Origin of the sequence: Thiomicrospira sp. S5 (assembly GCF_003991075.1) — a bacterium.
In the GTDB taxonomy this organism is placed as follows: domain Bacteria; phylum Pseudomonadota; class Gammaproteobacteria; order Thiomicrospirales; family Thiomicrospiraceae; genus Hydrogenovibrio; species Hydrogenovibrio thermophilus.
The window spans coordinates 1383563-1398783 of sequence record NZ_CP014470.1; the positions used below are offsets into that span (position 1 = coordinate 1383563).

18 protein-coding genes and 1 other RNA gene are annotated in these 15221 nt (G+C 49.3%); 16 read left to right on the forward strand and 3 right to left on the reverse strand.

Going from position 1 to position 15221, the window contains the following annotated elements; translation table 11 throughout:
* Positions 1–81: 81 nt before the first annotated feature.
* The 14 genes from fliE (at position 82) to AYJ59_RS06280 (ending at position 13089) form a co-directional block, all read left to right on the forward strand.
* Positions 82–414, forward strand: coding sequence for a flagellar hook-basal body complex protein FliE (gene fliE, locus AYJ59_RS06215; protein WP_068649139.1), 333 nt, complete (start codon positions 82–84; stop codon positions 412–414).
* Between the two features lie 30 nt (positions 415–444).
* Positions 445–2130, forward strand: a complete 1686-nt coding sequence (gene fliF / locus AYJ59_RS06220; protein ID WP_127119597.1) for a flagellar basal-body MS-ring/collar protein FliF — start codon at positions 445–447, stop codon at positions 2128–2130.
* Between the two features lies 1 nt (position 2131).
* Entirely contained in the window at positions 2132–3151 is a 1020-nt protein-coding gene (fliG, locus tag AYJ59_RS06225; RefSeq protein WP_029938318.1) for a flagellar motor switch protein FliG, read from the forward strand.
* Positions 3152–3973 (forward strand): FliH/SctL family protein, encoded by an 822-nt coding sequence (locus tag AYJ59_RS06230; RefSeq protein WP_127119598.1) that lies wholly within the window; start codon positions 3152–3154, stop codon positions 3971–3973.
* A gap of 17 nt (positions 3974–3990) precedes the next feature.
* Positions 3991–5328, forward strand: coding sequence for a flagellar protein export ATPase FliI (fliI, locus tag AYJ59_RS06235; RefSeq protein ID WP_127119599.1), 1338 nt, complete (start codon positions 3991–3993; stop codon positions 5326–5328).
* 26 nt (positions 5329–5354) lie between these two features.
* Positions 5355–5804 carry a flagellar export protein FliJ gene (fliJ, locus tag AYJ59_RS06240; protein ID WP_127119600.1) on the forward strand — a complete coding sequence of 150 codons (450 nt, stop codon included), beginning with the start codon at positions 5355–5357 and terminating at the stop codon, positions 5802–5804.
* Positions 5805–5881: 77 nt separating this feature from the next.
* Positions 5882–7822 (forward strand): flagellar hook-length control protein FliK, encoded by a 1941-nt coding sequence (locus tag AYJ59_RS06245; RefSeq protein ID WP_127119601.1) that lies wholly within the window; start codon positions 5882–5884, stop codon positions 7820–7822.
* A 31-nt stretch (positions 7823–7853) separates the two neighbouring features.
* Positions 7854–8864 (forward strand): methyl-accepting chemotaxis protein, encoded by a 1011-nt coding sequence (locus AYJ59_RS13120; protein WP_127119602.1) that lies wholly within the window; start codon positions 7854–7856, stop codon positions 8862–8864.
* A 48-nt stretch (positions 8865–8912) separates the two neighbouring features.
* Positions 8913–9764 (forward strand): flagellar motor stator protein MotA, encoded by an 852-nt coding sequence (motA, locus tag AYJ59_RS06255; protein ID WP_029938312.1) that lies wholly within the window; start codon positions 8913–8915, stop codon positions 9762–9764.
* Between the two features lie 21 nt (positions 9765–9785).
* A complete protein-coding gene (motB, locus tag AYJ59_RS06260; RefSeq protein WP_029938311.1) occupies positions 9786–10679 on the forward strand; it encodes a flagellar motor protein MotB in 894 nt (297 codons plus the stop codon).
* Positions 10680–10718: 39 nt separating this feature from the next.
* A complete protein-coding gene (locus AYJ59_RS06265; RefSeq protein ID WP_127119603.1) occupies positions 10719–11309 on the forward strand; it encodes a flagellar basal body-associated FliL family protein in 591 nt (196 codons plus the stop codon).
* Positions 11310–11331: 22 nt separating this feature from the next.
* Positions 11332–12351, forward strand: a complete 1020-nt coding sequence (gene fliM, locus AYJ59_RS06270; protein WP_029938309.1) for a flagellar motor switch protein FliM — start codon at positions 11332–11334, stop codon at positions 12349–12351.
* Positions 12344–12808 (forward strand): flagellar motor switch protein FliN, encoded by a 465-nt coding sequence (gene fliN, locus AYJ59_RS06275; RefSeq protein ID WP_029938308.1) that lies wholly within the window; start codon positions 12344–12346, stop codon positions 12806–12808. Before fliM ends, fliN begins: the two co-directional genes overlap by 8 nt.
* Before the next feature lie 83 nt (positions 12809–12891).
* The gene (locus AYJ59_RS06280) at positions 12892–13089 is read left to right on the forward strand and encodes a hypothetical protein (protein WP_029938307.1); all 198 of its coding nucleotides are present in this window, start codon (positions 12892–12894) and stop codon (positions 13087–13089) included.
* Between the two features lie 6 nt (positions 13090–13095).
* Here AYJ59_RS06280 and ssrA read toward each other — a convergent pair.
* Positions 13096–13453: a transfer-messenger RNA gene (gene ssrA, locus AYJ59_RS06285) on the reverse strand.
* A 134-nt stretch (positions 13454–13587) separates the two neighbouring features.
* Positions 13588–14064 carry an SsrA-binding protein SmpB gene (gene smpB / locus AYJ59_RS06290; protein ID WP_029938301.1) on the reverse strand — a complete coding sequence of 159 codons (477 nt, stop codon included), beginning with the start codon at positions 14062–14064 and terminating at the stop codon, positions 13588–13590.
* A gap of 34 nt (positions 14065–14098) precedes the next feature.
* Here smpB and AYJ59_RS06295 point away from each other — a divergent pair, with 34 nt between their 5' ends.
* Positions 14099–14530 carry a type II toxin-antitoxin system RatA family toxin gene (locus AYJ59_RS06295; RefSeq protein WP_029938300.1) on the forward strand — a complete coding sequence of 144 codons (432 nt, stop codon included), beginning with the start codon at positions 14099–14101 and terminating at the stop codon, positions 14528–14530.
* Entirely contained in the window at positions 14527–14805 is a 279-nt protein-coding gene (locus AYJ59_RS06300; protein WP_127119604.1) for an RnfH family protein, read from the forward strand. Before AYJ59_RS06295 ends, AYJ59_RS06300 begins: the two co-directional genes overlap by 4 nt.
* A gap of 41 nt (positions 14806–14846) precedes the next feature.
* Here the strand turns inward: AYJ59_RS06300 and AYJ59_RS06305 are convergent, their stop codons facing one another.
* Positions 14847–15176 (reverse strand): outer membrane protein assembly factor BamE, encoded by a 330-nt coding sequence (locus AYJ59_RS06305; RefSeq protein WP_225972285.1) that lies wholly within the window; start codon positions 15174–15176, stop codon positions 14847–14849.
* Positions 15177–15221 lie beyond the last annotated feature (45 nt).

Here is a 15221-nt window from a genome sequence, read left to right on the forward strand (position 1 = left end):
CATTGTGTCATAATTGAATCATGAAAATATCGGTTGGATTTTCTTCGAAAGTCCGCGATTTAATGGAGTTTTAACGAAATCATGACTAATTCGGTAGACACTCAGAGTTTAATGTTGCAAATGCGTTCCCTGGCGGCGGAAGCCGCGTCTCAGTCGCAACCGGTCAAACAACCGGAAAAAGGTGCCGAGGCGGCGGGGAATTTTGCCGAGTTACTGTCGCAATCCGTCAATTCGGTTGCGGAAGAACAAAATAAATCTTCCGCGATGAAAACCGCTTTCGAGAAAGGGGAAGACGTGGATTTGACCGAAGTAATGGTTCAAGCGCAGAAGGCAAGTTTATCTTTTCAAGCAATGACACAAGTTCGAAACAAACTGGTTGAAGCTTACAAAGATATTAAAAACATGCCGATTTAAGCCTATTTGTAACAAGAGACTATTTTTTCGATGGCTGAACAACCTACTCTTGATCCTAGTTTAAGTTCGCAAAAGGCGTCGGAAGGTTCTCCTCTCCTTAAAAACCTCACTTCGCTATCCGTTGCGAAGCAAGTTAGCTTAGTCATCGCTTTGGCCGCCAGTGTTGCTCTGGCGGTCGGCATTATTCTCTGGTCCCAATCGACTCATTACACGCTTCTGTTTGGCAGTATGGATGCCAAGGACATGAGCGAAGTCATTCAAACACTGGATCAGGAAAACGTTCCTTACAAGATTGAAGAAGGTTCCGGCGCCATTTTGGTGCCGAATGAGATGGTGCATTCACTCCGCCTGAAACTGGCGGCGCAAGGTTTTCCGAAACAGGCGCCGACGGGTTATCAGCTACTGGACATTGACCAAGGCTTTGGGATTTCGCAATTCAAGGAAACCGCGCAATATCAACGGGCGTTGGAAGGCGAATTGGCAAAATCGGTGTCGACCATCAATTCGGTGAAATCGGCTCGCGTGCTGTTAGGCATGCCGAAACGTTCGGTATTTGTCCGTAAGCAGCAGGAACCCACCGCATCGGTCACGGTCAAACTCTATCCGGGGCGTTCCTTAAGTGAAGAGCAAGTCAATGCCATTGTTTATCTGGTGTCGTCCAGTATTCCGAATATGAAACCGAAAGGGGTAACGGTTGTCGACCAGCAAGGCAATTTGCTGACCAGTGACTCGCATTCCGGCATTATGAACGTCAGCCTCAAGCAGCTGGGTTATACTCGTCAGGTCGAAGATACCCTGTCTCGACGTATTGTACGCTTACTGACGCCGGTCGCCGGTGGCGATCATAAAGTGCGTGCCCAAGTCACGGCCGAACTGGACTTTACCCAGCAAGAACAAACCCGTGAGAATTATGAACCGGATCCGGAAGCGATTCGTTCCGAACAGGAAATCAAGGAAATCAATCGAAACGAAGGGCCAATGGGAATCCCCGGCGCTTTGACAAATCAGCCACCACGTGCGGGGATCGCGCCGGAAGAAGGCTACGATCCGGAAAAAGATCCGAACCTGAAAAACTCCAAAGAAAAAACCACCAAAAACTATGAGTTGGACCGTACCGTCAGCCACATTAAAAACTCGGTTGGCACCATCCGGCGTTTGTCGGTGGCGGTTGTATTGGATGACAAACTGACCTTGGATGAAAACGGTGATACTCAGCGTACCCCCTTGACCGAAGACGAACTGGCGCGTTACCGTCAGTTGGTTAGTGATGCGGTTGGTCTGGATGAAGCGCGTGGCGATACTTTGAGTATTGTGAATGCCTCTTTTGTACAGGAAAAACAGGAGGATTTCGCGGCACCTGAGATCTGGGAAGAGCCTTGGTTCTGGACGCTGGTCAAGCAAATTCTGGCAGGCCTGGCGGTTTTGATCATTATCTTTGGCGTGATTCGACCAATGCTGAAAGACTTGTCGAAACGTGAAGAAATGACCGTGGATTATCCGGAGGATGTACCGGAAGAAGAGGAAGAGCTTGAAAACGCCGACGAGATTTCTCGAGCCCTTGAGCAGATGAATGAAGAAGTCGAGCAGAAAGCCGAAGAGGATGACGAAACCTCTGAAAAAGACAAAGAGATGCTGGAAAAAGTCAAAGCCATTGTGTCTGCCGATCCGAAACTGGCCGCGCATATCATCAAGCAATGGATGACGAAGGAAAAGTAGTATGGCGAATTCAGAAATCGAAGAAGTGGCGGATGACAATTTAACCGGTTTGGAAAAAACCTCGATTCTGTTGCTGGCTTTGGGAAAGGAAACAGCTTCCAAAGTATTGTCACACCTCAACCCGCGTGAAGTGCAGCAAATCGGTACCGCCATGACCGACGTATCCGATGTGTCGCATTCCGACATCCATGTGGTGATGAAAAGCTTTTTGGATGAGTTGGGCGAAGATGCCTTGGGTATCAACCCAACCGAGTATGCTCAATCTTTGATGGTCGATGCCTTGGGTGAAGGTGGTGGCGGCTTAATGGACGCGGCGATGCTGGGGGATCAGGTCAAAGGACTGGAAGCCCTGAAGTGGATGCATCCGTCGACCATTTCCAATATGCTGCGTAACGAGCATCCGCAGGTGGTCGCGATTGTGTTGTCTTATTTTGAACCGGATTTATCTGCAGAGATTCTGGCCGGCATTCCGGAACGTTTCCAGTCGGAAGTCATTTACCGTATTGCGACCTTGACGACCATTCAGCCACGTGCCCTGTTCGATTTGAACGAAGTATTGGAGCACGCTTCCAGTGATGGTGAGGGCGGCAAGCTAGCCACAATCGGCGGCGAAAAACGCGCGGCCGAAATCTTGAACCTGGTCGGCGGTGGTGTCGATTCGAGGGTGCTGGATGACATTGCCGTCGAACATGAAGACATCAGTAAAGCGATTCAGGACAAAATGTTTGTCTTTGAAGACATCAGTGGTATTGAACCGAGAGGGATTCAAACCATTCTGGGCGAAGTTCCGACCGATGTGCTTAAAATCGCCCTTAAAGGTGCCGATCAAACAATGGTGGAGTTGTTCTTGGAGAACATGTCCAAACGTCAGGCCGAGATGTTGAGAGAAGAGTTGGAAATGACCGGTCCGGTCAAACTCAGCGACGTCGAAGAAGCGCAGAGAACCATTATTCAAACGGTCCGCCGTCTGGCCGACGAAGAGAAGGTCATGATGCCGGGTGGTGGCGAGGAGTTCGTCTAAATGGCCACCGACGATACCCCTTTGACCAAAAGTGCGCCGGGGGAAGAGGAAGCTTTACCGGTGGCTACTTTGCTGCGAGCCGATGAAGTCAAAACCCCGGAGATCAAGCCTTGGCAGTACCAGGATTTGGCGCAGGAAGAAGCTGAAAAAGCGCGTAAGCTGCGTTCCGATGTCGAAGAAAAATTGCGGGAAGAGATTCGCCCTGAAATTCTTCGCCGTGCTTCCGTCTTGAAAAAAGAAGCCTATGAAACCGCTCAAAAAGAAGGTTATGATGCCGGTTATCAAGAAGGGCTGGAAAAAGGGCGCAAAGAGGCCTTTGATAAAGCCGAAAAAGAAGCCGATGCGGCTTTGTCCGTGCAGGTGAAGTCACTGCAAAAGCTTGTGGAGGCCATGAGCGATCCTTATCAACAAATTGCACAGAATGTGTTCGAATCCCTGGCGAAATTGTCCGTCGATTTGGCCGAAAAACTGGTGGCTTCCGAGATTCAATCCCGACATGACTGGATATTGACGGTTGTTCAAGAAGCCATTGGCAAACTGCCGGATGACAGTGTGCAGCTCGAAGTTATTTTGAATCCGGACGATGCCGACATCGTTCAAAAATACCAGCAGGCTCACCAGAAAAAATGGCGTTTGCAAACGGATGACAGTCTGGAAGTGGGGACCTGTAAAATCAAACAGGGATCTTCGTTGATCATCAACGATTGGCGAACACGCCTGGATGAATTGTTGGAAAACGCCTTAGCGACAGCCGAAAAGGTCGCAAAAGAACCCAGCCAGCCGCTAGCTTCAGCAAGCGGCAGTGAACACACCTCTTCCTGAGTACAGGGTTTGTACTTATGATGAAACAACTCTTCAATCAATACCTTAACCATAAATTTTCAGAATTTTCCGAGCAGTTACCCGATAGACCCGACTTGAAAGTGGAAGGTAAATTGGTGCGTATGGTGGGGATGACCTTAGAAGTGGTCGGTACCTATGCCCCGATTGGCTCGCGTTGCCAAGTGATTTCCAAGTACGGTGATCCCGTGGAGGCGGAAGTGGTCGGTTTTAACAACGACCGGTTGTACTTAATGCCAATCGGTAAGGTGCATGGCTTGGAGCCGAATGCCAAAGTCATTCCCGTGTCCGGCGGGATTAAGGTTGGCGTCAGCCCCGCTATGCTGGGGCGTGTCATTGATGGCGCCGGTAACCCTTTAGATGGAGAGGGGCCGATTCATGCTGAGGAACGCGTGTCTTTGAACGGTGAAAAAATCAACCCGTTGCACCGGGCTCCGATTGAAGAACCGTTGGATGTCGGGATTAAAACCATCAATGGGTTGTTGACGTTGGGTAAAGGTCAGCGTGTCGGTTTGTTGGCCGGCACCGGGGTCGGTAAAAGTGTGTTGCTGGGGATGATGACCCGTTTTACCAATGCGGAAGTGGTCGTGGTGGGGCTGGTCGGCGAGCGTGGCCGAGAAGTGAATGACTTTGTACGAAACAATTTGGGAGAAGAAGGGTTGAAACGCTCCGTCGTAGTGGCGACCCCCGCCGACGATCCGCCTCTGATGCGACTGCATGGTGCGATGTTGGCCACTTCCATTGCCGAATACTTCCGTGACCAAGGTAAGGACGTCTTGTTGTTGATGGATTCCCTGACGCGTTTTGCGCAGGCACAGCGTGAAATTGCGCTGGCCGTCGGCGAACCGCCGGCCAGTAAAGGCTATCCGCCATCGGTGTTTGCCAAGTTGCCGCAACTGGTTGAACGAGCCGGTAATGGCGCCACGCATTCCGGTTCGATTACCGCGATTTATACGGTATTGGCCGAGGGAGATGACCAAAACGATCCGGTAGTGGATTCGGCGCGGGGTGTACTGGACGGCCATATTCTGCTGTCGCGTCAAATTGCGGATTCGGGTCGCTATCCGGCGATTGATATAGAGTCGTCTATCAGCCGAGTGATGATTGATATTGTTTCGCCGCAGCAGATTCGACTGGCTCGGCGCTTCAAACAGGTCTATTCCGTTTACCAGCAGAACCAGGACTTAATCAGTATCGGGGCTTATCGTAAGGGGACCGATGCATCCATTGACGAAGCCATCGACAAGTTCCCGAAGTTGAACGGTTTCTTGTCTCAGGGAATTGATGAATCGTTTTCGGTACAGGAAAGTCTCGATAAACTGGAAGCGCTCTTTTAATACGCCAGAGAGTCTAGGATCACGATATGGCAATGTCAAAACTTGAAAGGCTTCGTGTTCTAGCCGATTTGGCAAAAGACGAGCTCGATAAGGCGCAGGATGTTTTCGTGGCGGTTCGCGGGCAACGTGATGGTCACCAAGCGCAGCTTGACTCCTTGTTGGAATACCATGCCGATTATGTCGGGCAGTTGACCAAGTCGCGCGACACTTCTGTGACGCAACTTCAAACCATGCAAGCGTTTCTGGATAAAGTCACCAACGCCATCCATTCGCAAACCTTACAGGTACGGCAGCTTGATGAGGTGGTTGAAAAAGCCCATGCTGAATGGTTGGAAAAACGTGTCCGGCATAAATCGTTGGAAAAACTGTGCCAAAAAATCGAAAAAGATCATCATGCCAGGTTGGAAAAGCAGGAGCAAAAACTGCTGGATGAACTGGCGTCCCAGCGCTTTGTACGCGGCATACAGGACTCGTGAGCTCAAGAGTTGAAAGTTGGCTTGCAAGTTGCTTAACTCAAACTGACGTTGAAATTATCTTATTGGCGGACAGCATTATGATTGAACAAAATCCGGTTTTAAAAGCGCTTAACCTCGGTGGTCAGTCTCAAGGCACGACTGAAAGTGCGGATGAACGGCAATTATTGCCGAAGCTGAATGGTTCCTTTGCGGAAGTTTTGAACCATGCGGCAGGAACCGCTATGGTCGATTCAGAAAATCGCTCCCAGCTTGGTGCGGCGTTTGTGTCGGATATTCAAGTCGATACGGAAAACTTAGCCAAGCATGCCGGTGTGATGGTCGCTTCATTGGCGACCGATGAAACGGGGTTGCCTCAAGCGGTCTTGTCGGAAGAGGCCGGCACCGATTTGGACATGGTCATGCAGCAGATTCACTTGCCGCAAGATGCCAAGTTGCCGACGTTGCCATCCAATGCCACGAAAGCTATTGCTTCAGCACAAGCCATGATGGATGCTTCCAGAACCCATGCGAACACTGAAAAAGCCCCAGGCCTGGCGGAAATTATGGATTCTGAAGTCGTAGAGACCGCTGAGGAATCGATGGAAAGAATTGCGGAAAAGGTGCATGTTTCCACGGTGACTAAAACCGATGCCAATGAAGAGGTTGTTAATCTGGCTTCAGCGGGTACGCAAACGGCTGGCGATTCGGTTTTGGCGTCCATGAGCCCATTGGAAAAGGCAGGTGAATCCTCGTGGGATGCGACCGATAGTACTCCAGTGACGGTGTCGGAAAATGAAATGGATTTGGTGAACGTTAGCCCCAATGAAAAACAAGCCGCCTCATTTAATGTCGATGATGCGCCAAACATGAAAGTGGCTGTGGATGAAGTTATGGGGCAAAACCGCTCGTCCGACAAGATGGCTTCAGGCTTGACACAAGCGCAAGAGAAAGTAACGGAAGTCGCAGCGGATAATGCCAAGGCGCCAGAGGTTTTGAACAGTCTTCGAACCGATACGGATACCGCTACGACAGAGTTGGATGACGCGGCGGAAGGTCTGACCAAAGAGTCGGCCCGAGCTGAGGGATTGACAGCATCGCAGCCACGCATGGGGGATCATGACCTTCAAGCGCAAAAAACTATGTCGGAAACGGCGTCCAACAACCCTATGGCTTCTCAATCGGTTGTTGATACGAATTCAAAAGAAATGGTAAAAGAAGCCGCACAAGATAAAGACCGAGCTGCGATGACATCGCAGACGCATGCCGCGCAACCGAAAACCGATGGCAATGCCAGTAAAGAAATGACCGAGGCCAAATCCCATAAACCGGATTCAGGCAATACTAACGCAGGTCAGTCGAATACAGCTTCGTCCCAGTCCAACCAACAAGGGCAGCAATCCTTTTCCGGGCAACAGCAACAAGCACAGCAGCAGTTTATGAACCAAGTGCAAAAGCAAGTGGTGCAAACTCAGCAGGAAGCGGTGAAGAACGCGAATGAAGCGTCTGTTGCGGAAGCGGAGAAAGCCGAGAAAGCGGAAAAAGTTCTGGGTAACCTGGGACTGGGGATGGATGCCAAGAAAACCGCTGGACAGTCTTTTTCGATTGGTCACCCGGTGCGTTCTCCACAATGGGGACAAGCGTTAGGGCAAAAAGTCACCTATATGGCCAATAACAAAATTCAGGAAGCCAAGATTACCTTGAACCCGGAAAAACTAGGGCCGATTCAGGTGAAATTGAGTTTGGATAAAGATCAGCATGCCCATGTTTCGATGGTGACGCAGCACGGTACAACGCGTGACGCGATTGAAAATGCCATGCCGCGATTGAAAGAGATGTTGGAAGCGGCGGGCGTTGGTTTCGGCTCTTTGGATGTCCGTGATGAGAGTTCGTCCTCTGAGCAAAGCTTTGCCAATCAAGGCGATCAATCATCTTCGGGCGACCATGCCGGCGGTTTGTTGACGGATGCCGATGATGCTGACATAGCCGAAGGCGCTGTTCAAACGGTTTCGTCCGACAATTTGGTAGATTTCTACGCATAAATATAAGCATAAAGAATAGAAAGGAATGGACATGAAATTACATCATAAAATTTCAATGGCAATGATGGCGGGGTTGGTTTCTCCTTGGGTGAATGCAAGTTCCGAAATACAAGGTATTCCAACGACAGGTGTTGCGTTGATTGCCATTGCCGTCGGTGCGGTCGTCGCTGGAGCGCTCGTGTATCTGGTTTGGTGTAATAAGCCAGGTGTGTGTGAGCAATCCTCGTTAATCACGGCGTTGGATAAGTTGAGTGAAAGCGGTGATTTCTCCAGTCCTTTAAAAGATGAGTCGGCGGATCCAAAGCTCATGAAAGCGTTGAATCAGTTGTTGGCGAAGGTCTCTGATTCTCTTGATGAAAAAGACATGGCAGCCAATACGGCTGTACAGCGCGTGACCGAGTTGGAAGAACAAATCGAAGAGTTGAATGGGACTTTGGCCGCCGCGTACGAGCAAGTGAACGCTTCGGGTGGTGAAGATGCCGCTTTGCCGGCAGTCTTCGACTCTTCCGAGCTGATTGGTGTGTCCGAGCAGTTGTCGAATGTCGTTGAGCAAATGAACTCCGGAACGAAGGAAGGGATGACTTCGGCTGCCAGTGTCATCTCTGAGGTAACCGGATTGACCGATGAAGTCACGCATGCGTCTTCGGTCATCAAAAAATTGGAAGAAGACAGTAGCAATATCGGAACGGTGCTGGTATTGATTCGAGATATTGCCGAACAGACCAACTTATTAGCTTTGAATGCCGCGATTGAAGCGGCACGTGCCGGTGAACATGGTCGCGGGTTTGCTGTGGTGGCTGACGAAGTACGAATCTTGGCGGGGAAAACGCAACAAGCCACGACCGAGATTCAAACCATTATCGAAGAATTGCAACAGCGTGCTCGTAATGCGGTGGAAGTCATGGGCAATGGTCAAGAGCGTGTGGAAACAACTCAGATGCAAGCTGGAAAAGTGAATGATTTTTTACATGAAATCGAAGATAATCTGACGCAACTAAAAACGGCTCAAGAAGCCTTGTCGAATGCCGTGAAAAACCTTTAATAAGCCTAATTGCTTAGTGTGGTGCAAATAAGAAAATAAGGTTTAAATATGAAAGCAATTGTCGGAACATTGGTGGTCATTGGCTGTTTGCTGGGCGGGTATCTCCCGCACGGTAGCTTTGGCATTTTGATTCAGCCGCTCGAAGTGGTCATCATCTGCGGGAGCGCCTTGGGGGCCTTCATTATCGCCAACCCAGGATGGGTGGTTAAAGCCAGTTTTGCCGGCGCCTTAGGCTTGGCAAAACCCGCGCCTTACAACAAAGAAGTGTATATGGAACTGTTGGGGCTGATGTTCCGCATCTTTAATAAAGCACGCCGTGAAGGCTTGATGGCGATAGAGGCTGATGTCGAAGAACCGCATTCCAGTGAGTTGTTCAATGCGTCACCTAAAATTGCCAATGACCATCATGCAGTAGATTTTATTTGCGACTATTTGAGATTGATGATCAGCGGTGCGAGTAACCCATATCAAATTGAAGATTTGATGATTTTGGAAATGGATATTCACCATCATGAAGCCGCAGCACCGGCAGAAGCGGTTGGTAAAGTGGCGGAGGCCTTACCGGGTTTCGGTATCGTCGCAGCGGTATTGGGGATTATCGTCACCATGAGCTACTTGGATGCCGGGCCATTGGAAATTGCCCACCACATGTCCGTGGCCTTGGTTGGTACCTTCCTCGGGATCTTGGTGGCCTACGGGATTGTGGGGCCGATTGCATCCGATATGGCGAACCGTGCGCATGACGAAGGGGCCTTTTTCGGTACCATCAAAACCTGTTTGATGGCCAACTTGAATGGCTATGCTCCGCAAATAGCGGTGGAGTTCGGACGTAAATCGATTCCTGGAGCGGAAAGACCTTCCTTCCAGGAAGTGGATGAGTTTTTGCAAACTCAAAAATAACCAAAGCGATAGAGAAGCGCCATGAGCGATGAACAGTCCATAATCATCAAGCGGCTGAAAAAATGTCCGCATTGCGCCCACGGCGGCGCTTGGAAAGTAGCTTTTGCCGACTTTATGACGGCGGCGATGGCTTTCTTCCTGATGTTGTGGGTCTTGAGTGGCGTAAACGATGAAGAAATGCGCGCCATGGCGGAATATTTCCGTGATCCGACGGTCATTGAGTCGGCTCCGGCGAATTTAGTGCAATCGAAAGAAGCCGGCCAAAGTTCCGATTCGATGATTGATATGGGCGGGTTTAAAGACACACCGAAAGGCGATCAAGGTGATGATGACGCCGCCAATAAGGCCAAGGAAAAGGCCGAGATGGAAATGTTAAAACTGCAGATCGAGAAAAAAATCTCCGAGAACCCGGTATTGGAGCAGTTTAAAAATCAGTTGAAGATTGAAGTCACGCCAAATGGTTTGCAGGTTCAGATATTGGATGATCGTAAGCGCCCCATGTTTGGCAGTGGTGTGGATTTGCCGAAGGACTATGCCGCTAAGATTTTGAAAGAGGTCGGCAGTGTTCTGGCCCAAACGAATAACCGAATCAGTATTGCGGGCCATACCGATTCCTCAGGGTATCATTCGAATGCCGAGTATACCAACTGGGAACTGTCGGCGGATCGTGCAAACGCCGCCCGACGACTATTGCTGGATGGCGGCGTGGAATCGAACAAAGTCGCTCAGGTGGTTGGGCTGTCGGATACGGTGCCATTTGATAAGGAAAACCCGTATAATCCACGTAATAGACGGATTAGCATCATCGTCTTGAATAAAGAAGCGGATCAACGGTTGCGAAGCCTGAGTGAAGCGCCTGGTATTGAAGATTTGTCCCAAAAAATGGTGAATTCGCCTCTCGGGACGTCAAACTAGGTTGAGATGGTTAAAAGTTGCAGAAATAAAGGATAAACAATGGCTGAAGAAGTTCAAGAAGAGAAAAAAAGTGGTGGTGGAAAAGGTTTGATTATTGCCTTACTGGTGGTCGTGATTCTATTGATCGTCGGGATTGGGGTGATGACCTTTTTATTGTTGAGCAGTGGTGGCAGTGACAATAACGCAAACTCTTCGGAAACCGAACAACACGCTTCAGCCGAGCATGGTGATGAAGCCACTGCACATGATGACGGTGTGGTTCGAGATTATTCACCGAAATTCAAGCAATATGATCCACCAGAGCCAGGGTCAGCGCCACAGTACTTTGCCATGGAACCGTTTGTGGTGAACTTTAAGGGCGAAGGGCAGGCGAAGTTTTTAGCGGTCAATATGAAGTTTATGTCACATTACCCTCAGTTGATTGCCGATATGGAAAATTATCGTCCGATTCTGAGAAACGACATCACCAGTTTGTTGCGTATTCAAACCTATACGGATTTGAACCAAGACAACGGACCGGATGTGCTGAGAGAAAAGGTATTGGCCAAGGCGCGTAATGTGCTGGAGAAGCACAATATTTATCCAGACCTGCTGGAAGATGTGTATTTCGAACGCTTTGTAATGCAATAAGTTGTGATCGGGTAATCAGTCAATGGATGATATTCTAAGCCAAGATGAAGTCGACGCCCTGTTAAAAGGCATGGGCGGTGGCGACGTTGAAACCGAAGGGGACGATTCTGCGGAAGGGACGTCTGCCAAGGTTTACGATTTCACGAACCAGGAAAGAATTGTTCGTGGGCGTCTGCCGGCTTTGGATATCATTAACGAACGTTTTGCGCGCGGATTCCAGCGTCATTTCAACGAGATGATCATGTCGAGTGTTGAAGTGACGGCCGGGGAAGTGAAAATCATTAAAATGATTGACTACCTCCGCAATCTGTTCGTCCCGACCAGCCTGAATATTTACCGGATTAATCCGTTGAATGGGGTGGCCTTGTTTACGCTGGACTCCAAATTGATTTTCACCGCCGTGGATATGTATTTTGGTGGCACCGGCTTGTTGCCGTTCAAGATCGAAGGTCGTGAATACACGCCGGTGGAAATGAGCATGGTACGCAGTATTCTTGACATGTCGTCGGAAAATTTGCGAAAAGCCTGGGCGCCGGTCATGGACATCGAAATCGATTATATGCATTCGGAGATGAATCCGAAGTTTGCCAGTATCGTCGATGCGACCGATATGATTGTGGTCAGCCCGATCAACGTTCGATTCGAAGGCGTGGAAGGGCGCGTCGACATCGTCATGCCTTACGCCATGCTTGAGCCGGTACGCGACAAGCTCGAGGAAGGCATGTCCAATCTGCAAGGCGAATCGGATAACCGTTGGTCGCGTACCCTTAAAGAAGAAGCGAAAAATATTGAAATCGATTTGTCCGTCAATCTGGCCGAGTTGCAGATGCAGATGGACGATTTGATGAAGATGGAAAAAGGCGACATTATCCCAATCGAAATGCCGGAACTGGTAACGGTGAAAGCGGAAGGAATCAGTCTTGTGAGAGGGAAAGTCGGTGAAAGTAACGACCGTAAAGCGGTGCGTATTGAACAGATCTTACACCATCCTGCTTATCAGGAAAGAGTGATCGAAAACGTAAAGGAATGGTACGATGAGTGAAGAAGATGATTTGAGCGCATGGGGTGATGCTCTGAACGAACAAGCGGAAGCGGAGCAGGAGGCTTCACCATCGGCGGCGGAAGACGATCCATGGGGAGCGGCGCTGTCCGAGCAGGCAGAAGCCTCCAATAATGCCGATGAAATCGACGCCGCGTCCTTCTCAGCCTTGGAAAAAGGGCGTGGTGAAGGCGGTGAAAAAGTCGACTTGGATGTATTGCTCGATATTCCGGTTACCCTGCAATTGGAAATCGGCCGTGCCAAAGTATCGATTCGTAACCTGCTTTCCTATACACAGGGGTCGGTGATTGAAATGGACCGACTCGCGGGGGAACCGTTGGATTTGTTGGTGAACGGCACACTCATCGCGCATGGTGAAGTGGTGGTGATCAATGATAAATTCGGTGTGCGTTTGACCGATGTTATCAGTCCGCAAGAGCGTATCAAGAAGCTGAAATAAGCTTTTGATTGGGATGGCGTTTATTAAAAGAAGGGCTTGAAAGCCCTTTTTTTATAGCATTTTTTAATACAAGTGAGTGTTGTGTGAACGAGTTCAGCGCATTGATTTTGCAAGGTGATGCTACTGCAATTGCCGGCTTGGTTGTGATTCTAGCCGGGTTGTACCTAGTGGTCAGATTGTCCGGTATGCTACTGAAAGGCGCGCTAATTGTCGGCGTCATTGTGTTGATCGCCGTGTGGATTTTTCCGGGTGCGTTTGAAGTCGTCAACGCAAACGGATAAGGAATTTGGTGGAGATGGGCGGAGTCGAACCGCCGTCCGAGAAGCCTCCATTTAAAACTCTACATGCTTATTTGATCTACTATTTTAACCAGAATACTGCCCGATCAACAGGGATCATATTCGGCGAGTTTGTAACGTTTAATCAGACTTCATCCAAACACATGAAGCTGACGATTCCGTGTAAGTCGACACAGAACTGGGCGCCACGAACAACGGCCCCAGTCTGCGCTAGCGGGATTAAGCCGCTAGAGCGTAGTTATCGTCGTTTGCAACTATAACAAATTGAAATAAAGATTAACGTGCATCATTCAGGCACGGCATGCATCCTAAACTTTGTACTCCCCGTCGAAACCAGTGCATCCCCAAAACGGTATGATGATTTTGTCGGAAATCGAAAAATTGCCAGGTCTGGCCATTTTTCGGCAAAATTTAATCAGGTTGCTTATTATACGAGTTATATGGGGGCCTTGTTGAATTTTTCAAGGCCCGAATTTGAAATTACGCGTGATATTTCATGATGCGCTGTTTATCACGGTTCCAGTCGCGTTCTTTTTCCGTGGCGCGTTTATCGTGCTGTTTTTTCCCTTTCGCTAGGCCAATGTTAAGCTTGACCTTGCCTTGACGCCAATGCAAGTCCAACGGGACGATGGTGTAGCCTTTTTGGTCGACCAAACCCAACAAACGATCGATCTCGCGACGATGCATCAGTAATTTGCGCAGCCGTAACGGGTCGTGGGCCGTGTGGGATGAAGCGGTGATCAGTGGTGTAATCAGAGCGCCGAATAGCCAGGCTTCGTTGTTTTTCAGCAGGATATAACTTTCGTTGAGTTGAATCTTTCCTTGGCGCAAGCTTTTCACTTCCCAGCCTTCCAGCGCCAGACCCGCTTCAAAGGTGTCTTCGATGAAATAGTCGAAGCGCGCCTTTTTGTTCTGTGCGATGGTGTTTGGATTGTTTTGCTTTTTTTTCTTTGCCATAATAGGCGGATTATAGCGAATTTACCGGGAAAATATGAAAAAAATATCACGCTCCGCGTTGCTGCCTTATTCGTCGCAAGCCGTGTTCGATTTGGTGAATGATGTCGAAGCCTACCCTGAGTTTTTGCCCTGGTGTGGTGGGGCGGAAATCAAAGAATCTTCCGAAAACGAAATGGTGGCGAGCGTATTGATTTCCAAAGCCGGTATCAAGCAGGCCTTCACCACACGAAATACGTTGACCGAGCCGGAACGAATCGATATGACTTTGGTGGACGGGCCTTTTAAAGCTCTGACCGGAACCTGGTTGTTCAAAGCCTTGGATGAAAATGCCTGTAAAATTAGCTTGGACATTGAGTTTGAAATCAGCAACAGTCTGTTGAACGCAGCCATTGGTGCTATTTTCGAGCAGATTGCGTCCACCTTAGTACAGTCTTTTTGCGATCGAGCGAAACAGGTGTACGGATGAAGATAGAAGTGGCGTATGCGTTGGAAGAAGAACAGTTTCTGTTCGAGCAGGAAGTACCGGAAGGCACGACGGTTGAAACGGCTTTGAAGACCTCGATGTTATTGAAAAAATTTCCGGAGCTGGACATCAGTAAGGTAGGTGTCTGGTCGCAAGTGGTCAAGTTGGATCAGGTGTTGCGAGAAGGAGATCGAATCGAGGTGTATCGCCCATTGAAAGCGGATCCGCGCGATCGACGCCGCAAGCAGGTGGCGGCGGAGCGTGAGAAGGACGCTTAAAGGATCTAAAAGAAGGGTTTAAAAGCCTTTAAGGTCCGCGCTCAATCGCCTGGGTGCGGTTCGCGCTGTAGAATTTTCCAATCCGTCAAAAAGCCTTCGCGGTCGAAATTGACGTACATGTGTCGTACGGCATCCGGATGGAAGGTCGGATCGGTGGTGTAGAAAACGTATTCCCAATGAAACGGATTGTAAGGATCCTGCCCAAGTGGCGGTCCCAAAATGTCTTTGACCTGTGCCATCACTAAACCGGGCTGTAATGTGTCCAGAGCATCCTGATTAATGACAGTACCCTGGGTGATTGTAGCCTTGTAAGGCGTAAAAAACGAACATCCGGATAGGGTGATCAAGGCGCTGGTCAGCGCGATTGTCAATATTTTTTTAATGCCTTTATTCATAGATTAATTTTAACTTAGATC